Below are 9,265 nucleotides of genomic sequence, written 5' to 3' on the forward strand. Positions count from 1 at the left end.
TTGTCTTTGCTCTTCTCTTCAGTGACTCAGCAATGAAACGCTGTGAAAAACCCGCTTTTTTTAAACTGGAAATCTGGTATCTTTCTGTCTCGGTCAGTTGTGTATAGGCCATAGTGCATTTTCCTGTGGCGGGAAAGATGCCTACTATAGCAACTGACCGCCTTTCTGAAAAATTGCACTTATTAGTCGAATCCACCACTTTTTATTATAAATATTTTCATGGAAAAATAGATTTTCTTATGTAATAAGGGTATTTCTACTTAATAAAAGAGGGTGATTATGTATACTGGAATTGTGCAAGGAAAAGAAAAAGTATTATCTCTTGAGAAAAGAGAGGGATTTAGTACATTGACCGTCAGTAATAATAACCATTTCTTTGATGATGTTTCTGTGGGGGCCAGTGTTGCGATTAACGGTACATGCTTGACTGTCACCCAATTTAACAACGATATCGTCTGGTTTGATATATCAGATTTTACCGCTGATGTGACCACATTAAAGTTTTTAAATGTAGGGGATGAAGTTAATATCGAAAGATCACATCAAATGAATAAAGAAAATGGTGGTCATAGCTTATATGGACATATTGAAGGCGTAGCAAAAGTCGTTGATTTTATTAAAACGGGTGAAACTTATCGATTAGTGATTAGTATTCCTGGAGATAATATAAGATATTTTTTCCATAAAGGTTTTATTGGGCTGCATGGTTGTAGCTTAACAATCAATGGTATAAATGAAGATGATAAGACTATAGAATTAAATTTAATTCCAGAAACGTTAAGAATGACTAATCTGGGTAATATTAAAGTTGGTGATTTACTTAATTATGAAATAGATCAAACAACGAGAACAATTGTGGATACTATATCTAGATCGATTAATGCGAGTAGATCAATATGATAATTGAAAGAATGTAAATGAGTTGAGGTGTGAAGCGGTAAGTCACTTTACTTCCGCTTCCACAATTAATCCCAGGCCATTAAATGATAAAAGTCTGATTATTTTGATGTCCGTTTGTCATATATTCCATGATAAATAGTTAACTTGAATTTTGCTTAAGATAGTGAATTCTGAGTATATTTTATTGGAAAATTTTGTCCCAAAATTCACCTATGGTATCTATACTTGTACCGCTACCACTGTCCAGTTCATGGATTGCTGCCTGCGTTGTAGGATTAGGAACATGGTGTTCTTCTATCGCTCTAGTTAATACCAGACGGACAAAGCTAGATATATTCAAATTATTATCCTGGGCGAATTGTGCTACCGCATTTTTAAATTTTTCAGAAACACCAACTTCTAACATGGCCGTATTTATGTGACTCTCCATCTTTTACTATTTGTGTCCTTACTTAGGGCTATTGTGGACACAAATCAAGATAATCAGATCAATAAACAATGCCAGTGTCAGACGTTAGTTACATTAATTTTTCCTGCGCCCATTCAAGGCCACTCTGATATTCAGATGGCAACATGGGAATAAGTTTCTGCAATGTATTTTTTAATTCGTTTTTATCAAAGTGAGAGAGATTAAGGTGACCCACTTTACGTGCGGGGCGAACTTCTTTCTCATACCAATGTAAATGTACCAAGGGTAAACCGAGCCATTGTGTATTGATATCTGTACCAATCAAATTGATCATAACTGATGGCGCAGTGACTTCTGGTCGAGGCATGGGCAAATTCAGAATAGCACGCAAATGTAATTCAAATTGGCTGATAGATGCGCCGTTTTGAGTCCAATGACCACTGTTGTGAACGCGTGGCGCGAGTTCGTTGATCAGTAAATTATCACCGACAATAAAACATTCCATTGCCATCACGCCGACATATTTCAACTCGTGCATAATAGCTGACAACATACTCTCGGCCTGTTGTTGTAAATGGTAACGCTGTAAATGGCAATTTTCCTGAGGAGAAACAACACTGGCACGGAGAATGCCATCTTGATGCAAATTGTGCGCTAATGGGTAGAACACACAATCGCCACTCTTATTGCGGGCCCCTACCAGTGAAACTTCGCCAGAGAAAGGAATTGCTTGCTCGGCAATACATTCACCATAAATATCGGCGAGTAATTCTGTTTCATCTCCGGGGCGGATACGCCATTGCCCACGTCCATCGTAACCACCAACTCGGCGCTTAACGATAACGAAATTACCGAGCTCAGAGAATAATTGCGGCCATTGGTTGGTATCAGAGAGTAATTGCCACGGAGCGGTTGCCAGCCCGAGGCTGTCCATTAATTGTTTTTGTGGCAGACGATCGGCCAGACGGGGAAAAATATCCCGATTAGCGAAAGCCTTATGACGGGCAAGTTCTTGGGTAAGGGCTGTTTCCGGCCAGCGCTCAATTTCGGCGGTAATAACACTATTCTGATAAGGAACCGCTTCGGGTTCAGCATCCAGACCAACAGGATAAACTGTGATGCCTAAAGGTTCTCCTGCCTGACGTAACATGCGGCCGAGCTGACCATTGCCTAATACACAAACTGGCTTCATGCTTCCTCCCGTGGATCGGGATTATCGAGTACATCCTGAGTTTGTGTTTCACGCCAATGGCTGAGGCGTTGCAGCAAATCTTTATCATGACGAGCCAGAATCTGTGCGGCCAGTAAGGCTGCGTTTGCCGCGCCGGCTTTCCCAATCGCAAGCGTGCCGACAGGAATTCCTTTTGGCATCTGTACGATAGAGTAGAGGCTGTCTACGCCATTCAGTGCGGCGCTTTGTACGGGTACGCCGAGAACGGGCACCAGTGTTTTGGCAGCCAACATGCCGGGTAAATGGGCGGCGCCACCGGCACCAGCGATAATGACATCAAAACCGTTTTGTTCCGCTTGTTGGGCAAAACTAAAGAGTTTATCGGGCGTGCGATGGGCAGAAACAATTTCAACGTGGAAAGGTACATTAAGGGAAGTCAGGATATCCGCTGCATGTTGCATGGTAGCCCAGTCGCTTTTAGAACCCATAACGATGGCGATTTTGGCGTTGTGTTGAATTGTTCCTGCTGAATCAGGCCGGGCGGTCATAAATCAAATGCTCCTGTGTTTTAACGTCCACCAGAACGAAAATAGCGCTTTAAGGCCGCGAATCATATCATGCTCGTAGGCTAAGGAAAACGATTGCGTTACTTTATACTTGTATTGTGATATCTGAATGTAAGTGTTCTTGGTTGATCAGAATGGGAAAGAGATCAAATCGATTGATTTATCCGTTATTTTGAACATCGATCCCTGATGGTGCCATGCGCCAAGTACACCACGGTAAACGGTTTTATCATGCAGAAGAACTTCATGTACAAAAGGGCGGTGGGTATGTCCATGAATCATCCAGTCAGCTTGATACCGCTCAAAAGTATCAATAACAGCTTGCTGGTTTACATCCATAATGGCTTCGGATTTTCTGCTGTTGACCGATTGGCTATTTGCGCGCATTTTGACGGCAATTTTTTGACGGATAGACAGAGGTAATAGTAGAAACAGGCGTTGGACCCACGGGGTATGAACCCGCTTCCGATATCGTTGATAGCCTTCGTCGTCGGTACATAAGGTATCGCCGTGTAGAATAAGTACTTGCTTACCGTACAGTTCCAGTACTTTTTCCTGTGGGAGCAATATGATGCCACTCTCTTTAGCAAAGCTCGAACCGAGCAGAAAGTCACGGTTACCATGAATAAAGTAACAGGTAACACCTTGTTGTTGCGCAGTTTTTAATGCGCTAGCGATTTCACGGTGGAGAGGGTTGTCATCATCATCGCCAATCCAGTAATCGAACAGATCGCCGAGAATATAGAGGCTATCTGCCTGAATGGCATCTTCACGCAAGAAACGCAGAAAACCGGCAGTAATTGCCGGTTCATGTTCGCTGAGATGTAAATCTGCGATAAAAAGTGTACACATACGCGGTGAATTATTCGCTGACAGTCACTTTTTCGATGATAACATCTTCGAGTGGTACATCTTGGTGCATACCGCTGCGACCAGTAGAAACGCCTTTGATTTTATCAACAACATCCATACCTTCGATCACTTCGGCAAAGACGCAGTAACCCCAACCATCAGGGCGCTCAGAACGGAAGTTCAGGAAATCATTATCAACAACGTTAATGAAGAACTGCGCAGTTGCTGAGTGTGGATCGTTAGTACGGGCCATTGCCAAAGTACCACGGTTGTTTTTCAGACCGTTATTGGCTTCGTTTTTGATAGCTGCATCAGTCGGCTTTTGTTTCATACCAGGTTCAAATCCACCACCCTGAATCATGAAACCGTTAATAACACGGTGGAAAATAGTATTATCGTAGAAGCTATTGCGGCAGTAGTTCAAGAAATTCTCAACAGTTACAGGAGCTTTATCAGCGAAAGTATTAATTACTATATCGCCAAAATTGGTATGGAAAGTCACCATAATTGAAATCCTAATAATAGTTTTGATTAACCCGGTTAGGGCATTTGGACCAAGCGGCTTTTATATCACATCTACCATAATGAGTCAGTACATATTAATTTCAGTGAGCTATCTTGATTACCAACCTTGCAAAGCGCTTAATATCAGGTTTCAATATCCTATTGGACTATGCCATATCGAGCATTTATTGATGAGATAAGGACATAAATCCAGAATTATCAATTCGTTATTTTTAACACACGTACAGTGAATTTACGGAAAATCTCGATGCTAAAAATTTTCAATACCCTCAGCCGCCAGAAAGAAGAATTTAAGCCAATCCATCCAGGGAAAGTGGGGATGTACGTGTGTGGTATCACAATTTATGACCTGTGTCATATTGGTCACGGCAGAACCTTTGTTTCTTTTGATGTGGTTGCTCGTTATCTGCGTTATCTGGGATACGATTTAACTTATGTACGCAATGTGACCGATGTTGATGACAAAATTATCAAGCGGGCGGCGGAAAACCGTGAAAGTTGTGATGATCTGACTGGTCGTATGCTGGCGGAAATGTACAAAGATTTTGACGCGCTGAATATTTTACGTCCTGATCTGGAACCGCGTGCGACTCGTCATATTCCAGAAATTATTGAACTGACCGAATCGTTAATAGAACGTGGTTACGCCTATGTTGCAGATAATGGCGATGTCATGTTTTCCGTCGAAAGTGATCAGGATTACGGATTGCTTTCTCGTCAGGATCTCAGCCAGTTACAAGCAGGGGCGCGAGTGGAAGTGGCTGATGTTAAGCGTAACCCGATGGATTTCGTGTTGTGGAAAATGTCCAAGCCTGGGGAACCAAGCTGGGAATCGCCGTGGGGAGCGGGCCGTCCTGGTTGGCATATTGAATGTTCTGCCATGAACAGTAAACAGCTAGGTAATCATTTTGATATTCATGGTGGTGGTGCTGATCTGATGTTTCCGCATCATGAAAACGAAATTGCGCAATCTACGTGTGCCCATGATGGCCCGTATGTGAATTACTGGATGCATTCAGGGATGGTAATGGTAGATAAAGAGAAGATGTCCAAATCGCTGAACAACTTCTTTACTATCCGTGACGTATTGGAATATTACGATGCCGAGACAGTGCGCTATTTCTTGCTGTCAGGTCATTACCGCAGTCAACTTAACTATACAGAAGATAACCTAAAACAGGCTCGTACCGCGCTTGAACGATTTTATACTGCTCTGCGAGGTACAGAGGCTTCTGTACAGCCGGCCGGTGGTGAAGTATTTGAGGCGCGTTTTATTGAAGCAATGAATGATGATTTCAATACGCCGGAAGCTTATTCGGTACTATTTGATATGGCACGTGAAATCAACCGTATGAAAGCAGAAGATATTGACGCAGCGAATGGCTTAGCGGCTGAATTACGCAAATTGTCAGGTATTTTAGGTTTGTTGCAACAAGAGCCGGAACAATTCTTGCACCGTGGTGCTCAGGCTGATGGTGAAGAGATTGCTAAAGTTGAAGCACTGATTAAGCAGCGTAATGATGCCCGTAAAAATAAAGATTGGGCGCTGGCAGATTCTGCTCGTAATCAGTTAAATGAGATGGGTATTGACTTGGAAGATGGCCCGCAAGGGACAAGCTGGCGTCGTAAGTAAGCCTGATAGAGTACAACTGCCTTGATAATTAAGGCTTCCTTCTTGGGGAACCTCAGATTGATGACAAAGGTCTAGCCATCGGATATCAACAGAATCCCACTTTTTAAGTGGGATTTGCAGATTATTGACAAAGTGCTGGTTTTTTATCCGGCACTTTGTTTTAATGAAGTTCCGTTCACCAGACGGAGCTTGCCGCTATGTTAAGAACACCGCCTCCCCAAACTTTCCCGCCAGAAACCCTCTCGCTTGACGAGCTGGTCCCCAAAAACCATCCAGTAACGGCTCAATGCCGTTGCTGTCCGATAGTGAACAAAAAATCCTCAAGCATTACGACTTTTGAATAAGAATTCAACTAATAGTTAGTTATTTGATAAGTCATTCTCTTCTTCAAGTTGTTCAATTCCATCAAATCTAACTGAACGGAAAATAACTCTAGCTGTAGCTACTTGCATTTAAACATCGTCATACTTGCAATCCATCTCCTTATACTCACTTTAAGTGGCAATGAAATTATCGTCATGTATCCCTACCGTCTCATTTCAGTACCCCCTAAATGCCATCCTTAAACACCCTTAGATGTTTCATTTAGGTTATCTTTATTCCTATGGCCAGGCAAATTAATGATCTCAAATCGACGTTAACACGTCATGGTTATCGGTTGAAAAACATGGTCGAATAGTTTAATACCAAATCGGCTGAGACTCAGACACTGTTTAATAACCAACTAAAACCTTCCTGTGCTACATCTAATCGTGCTCTAATTTAAATAGGGTTATTGAGGTTATTTTTTATTGACAGTTGGAGTTATTGGGGTTATTTTAATTACCAAGTTAAACAGATGGAGTTGATTTGAGAAGTGCAGATTTAATCAAAGAAGTTGAGAAAAAAGGGTGGGTGCTGGTAAGAATCAACGGGAGCCATCATCATTTTAAGCACCCTGAACGTAATGACCTGTTGACAATTCCACATCCCAAGCAGGAAATCAAAGTGGGATTGCTCAGGAAAATACAGAAGCAAGTGGGGCTATAAGCCCCCTTATCTGCATCTGCACTAATCAAATTTTTCAAAATTATTGGAGGAGTATAACGTGTTATATCCCATTGCGATTGAAATTGGTGATGAGAACTGCGCTTATGGCGTGGTTGTGCCCGATATATCAGGTTGTTTCTCGGCGGGTGATTCAATGGAGGATGCAATAAAAAACTCCAAGGAAGCTATCACTGGGCATTTAGAGTTATTGGCCGAAATGAACCAATTACCCCCTGACTCAAAGCCATTGGATTACTGGATCAAAGATGAAGAATACGCAGGGTGGGCATGGGCTGTAATTGACATTGATGTTGAACCATATTTAGGTAAATCGACAAAATTCAACGTCACTCTACCTGATTTGTTATCAAAGAAAATCGATGATCAAGTTAAAGCAAGCCCAAACTTGTACAAGAATCGTAGCCACTTTTTGCAAGTGGCTGCTTTGCATGAATTGCAAAACGGTATTCAGTAATAATAATTATGATTGATCAGCCTCATATTTTTAAGGAGTTTTGTCAGCGGTCTGAGAATCCCACTTTTTAAGTGGGATTCTCAGCAATCTGGAGGATGCTAACGCCCCTTTTTATTGCACAAGGAACTTGACTTATTTGATATTTGTAACTACTGCTAGTTACCTTCTTGTGAAGAAGGACGAGTACATGAGCAAAGCGGAGAAACAGACTTTAAAAGAAGTGGGGTTGATATGAAATATTTAAAATATAAAGGTTATTTAGGTACAATTGAATTTGACCTGGAAAACAATACCCTTTTTGGTAAATTGGAATATATCCGCGATTTAGTGACTTATGAAGCAAAAACAATTGCAGAATTGGAAAATGAATTTAAAGTCTCAATTGATTTGTATTTGCAAGACTGCAAGGAATTAAATAAAAATCCTGATGTGCCATATAAAGGGGTTTTTAATGTTAGAGTTAATCCAGAATTGCATAGAAAAATTGCAGAACTAGCACTTGAAGAAGATGTGACGATTAATGCTTTCGTGAATCAAGCGCTAGAAAATGAAGTCAGTAAACATCATGTAGGGTCTTAATAGCTTCCGGATTAATGATAAAAGTCTATACCCAATGGATTTCAAGATGCATCGCGACGGCAAGGGAGCGAATCCCCGGGAGCATAGCAAACTATGTGACCGGGGTGAGTGAGTGCAGCCAACAAAGAGGCAACTTGAAAGATGACGGGTATAACCATTGGGCCAGGTCTTTGAATAGAGGCACTGGAAAATGGATACCTCGATATACTAAAAGACCCCACACTACAACAATACGATTGACATCAACAGAACCCCACTTTTTGAATGGGGTTCGTCAGCAATCTGGGGCTTCCTTTTAGGGAGACTGATCCTAATTACATTTCAGGTAGTTGCACACGAATATTAATGACTCTTCCGTCTGGAATATCGCAGGGTTCAGCATCGTTGTAATAAATGACTTCCCCTGTTGCAGTTACACTTCTTACGCGTTTATTTTGAGCAAATTCTGGAGCGTCTTTATTTTGACGATGGTAACATTCGATTGTTATATCGCCGCTGGCTGTGTCTACCGATTCACGAATCCAAATCAGATTTAACCCGTTGCTGTCCGCCGGGATGATAGTTCCACCGTGGATTCCCCACGCACCATCTTTGGCAAAACCGTTGCAGCCGCTGATACGATATTTCCCTGTATCTACGCGCTTAACAGTCACTCCCTCAGCTTCGCTGGTTAACTCGTAAGTTCCGTCTGGATGAATATCGACAACTGGGCTGGATACTCTGAGAATGCCGTTAGCATCGGAACGGGCGTTTTTATCTGTCCAAAGTCGGCTAACTTTTGTATTTCCACCTCCGTCATTTCCGTGGATGAAGCTGATGCCGGCATTGTCATAATGCGCGACAAATCCTGCCCATATGTCATGCATTCGTGTTATATAGCCGCCCGACCACGGATATCCAATGCCTCCATGATTCCCTGCAAATCTGAATGCATGACCACCCTGAGGCAATGATTTTATCCATGAGGTAAGATCACTGAGATTCGTTTGATCAATATACTTTGGTTGGATAAATTCAGATCCCTCGGATTTTGCATATGCCCCAATATCCGCCGCCGTTGGTTTATTTTTTGTTGTATAAATATTAGTCCAATCTTCCTCAAAACCATAATTATCACGGGCAGAGC

13 protein-coding genes and 1 pseudogene are annotated in these 9,265 nt (G+C 41.9%); 7 read left to right on the forward strand and 7 right to left on the reverse strand.

Annotation, left to right across the window (positions count from 1 at the left end; genetic code table 11):
• The coding region (locus V2H77_RS01670; protein WP_341497415.1) for a helix-turn-helix domain-containing protein at nucleotides 1–112 on the reverse strand (112 nt) is incomplete at its 3' end.
• A 167-nt stretch (nucleotides 113–279) separates the two neighbouring features.
• On the opposite strand from V2H77_RS01670, the gene V2H77_RS01675 reads away from it, so the two are divergent.
• Nucleotides 280–900, forward strand: coding sequence for a riboflavin synthase subunit alpha (locus V2H77_RS01675; protein ID WP_341497409.1), 621 nt, complete (start codon nucleotides 280–282; stop codon nucleotides 898–900).
• A gap of 181 nt (nucleotides 901–1,081) precedes the next feature.
• Here the strand turns inward: V2H77_RS01675 and V2H77_RS01680 are convergent, their stop codons facing one another.
• From V2H77_RS01680 to ppiB, 5 genes are all read right to left on the reverse strand, one after another.
• Nucleotides 1,082–1,306, reverse strand: a complete 225-nt coding sequence (locus tag V2H77_RS01680) for a hypothetical protein (protein WP_341497410.1) — start codon at nucleotides 1,304–1,306, stop codon at nucleotides 1,082–1,084.
• Nucleotides 1,307–1,418: 112 nt separating this feature from the next.
• Nucleotides 1,419–2,501 carry a 5-(carboxyamino)imidazole ribonucleotide synthase gene (gene purK, locus V2H77_RS01685; protein WP_341497411.1) on the reverse strand — a complete coding sequence of 361 codons (1,083 nt, stop codon included), beginning with the start codon at nucleotides 2,499–2,501 and terminating at the stop codon, nucleotides 1,419–1,421.
• On the reverse strand, nucleotides 2,498–3,028 hold the full coding sequence (purE, locus tag V2H77_RS01690; RefSeq protein WP_341497412.1) for a 5-(carboxyamino)imidazole ribonucleotide mutase: 531 nt from the start codon (nucleotides 3,026–3,028) through the stop codon (nucleotides 2,498–2,500). The genes purK and purE overlap by 4 nt, the downstream gene beginning before the upstream one ends.
• Before the next feature lie 147 nt (nucleotides 3,029–3,175).
• Entirely contained in the window at nucleotides 3,176–3,898 is a 723-nt protein-coding gene (gene lpxH / locus V2H77_RS01695; RefSeq protein ID WP_341497413.1) for a UDP-2,3-diacylglucosamine diphosphatase, read from the reverse strand.
• A gap of 10 nt (nucleotides 3,899–3,908) precedes the next feature.
• Complete coding sequence (ppiB, locus tag V2H77_RS01700; protein ID WP_011147946.1) at nucleotides 3,909–4,403, reverse strand: peptidylprolyl isomerase B; 495 nt, start codon at nucleotides 4,401–4,403, stop codon at nucleotides 3,909–3,911.
• A 267-nt stretch (nucleotides 4,404–4,670) separates the two neighbouring features.
• Between ppiB and cysS the strand changes: the two genes are divergently transcribed.
• The 6 genes and pseudogenes from cysS to V2H77_RS01730 all read left to right on the forward strand — a co-directional run bounded on the left by cysS (nucleotide 4,671) and on the right by V2H77_RS01730 (nucleotide 8,139).
• Nucleotides 4,671–6,056 carry a cysteine--tRNA ligase gene (cysS, locus tag V2H77_RS01705; protein ID WP_341497414.1) on the forward strand — a complete coding sequence of 462 codons (1,386 nt, stop codon included), beginning with the start codon at nucleotides 4,671–4,673 and terminating at the stop codon, nucleotides 6,054–6,056.
• A gap of 197 nt (nucleotides 6,057–6,253) precedes the next feature.
• Nucleotides 6,254–6,400 carry a hypothetical protein gene (locus V2H77_RS01710; RefSeq protein WP_155416464.1) on the forward strand — a complete coding sequence of 49 codons (147 nt, stop codon included), beginning with the start codon at nucleotides 6,254–6,256 and terminating at the stop codon, nucleotides 6,398–6,400.
• A gap of 260 nt (nucleotides 6,401–6,660) precedes the next feature.
• Nucleotides 6,661–6,732, forward strand: a pseudogene (locus V2H77_RS01715) (phosphoribulokinase); the annotation flags it as partial.
• Between the two features lie 173 nt (nucleotides 6,733–6,905).
• The gene (locus V2H77_RS01720; RefSeq protein ID WP_036805646.1) at nucleotides 6,906–7,085 is read left to right on the forward strand and encodes a type II toxin-antitoxin system HicA family toxin; all 180 of its coding nucleotides are present in this window, start codon (nucleotides 6,906–6,908) and stop codon (nucleotides 7,083–7,085) included.
• 58 nt (nucleotides 7,086–7,143) lie between these two features.
• Complete coding sequence (locus V2H77_RS01725) at nucleotides 7,144–7,560, forward strand: type II toxin-antitoxin system HicB family antitoxin (protein WP_049582513.1); 417 nt, start codon at nucleotides 7,144–7,146, stop codon at nucleotides 7,558–7,560.
• A 231-nt stretch (nucleotides 7,561–7,791) separates the two neighbouring features.
• Nucleotides 7,792–8,139, forward strand: coding sequence for a type II toxin-antitoxin system HicB family antitoxin (locus tag V2H77_RS01730; protein WP_265378779.1), 348 nt, complete (start codon nucleotides 7,792–7,794; stop codon nucleotides 8,137–8,139).
• 314 nt (nucleotides 8,140–8,453) lie between these two features.
• Here the strand turns inward: V2H77_RS01730 and V2H77_RS01735 are convergent.
• The coding region (locus V2H77_RS01735; protein ID WP_445935448.1) for a phage tail fiber protein at nucleotides 8,454–9,265 on the reverse strand (812 nt) is incomplete at its 5' end.

Origin of the sequence: Photorhabdus sp. P32, from assembly GCF_038085095.1 — a bacterium.
Lineage (GTDB): Bacteria > Pseudomonadota > Gammaproteobacteria > Enterobacterales > Enterobacteriaceae > Photorhabdus > Photorhabdus luminescens.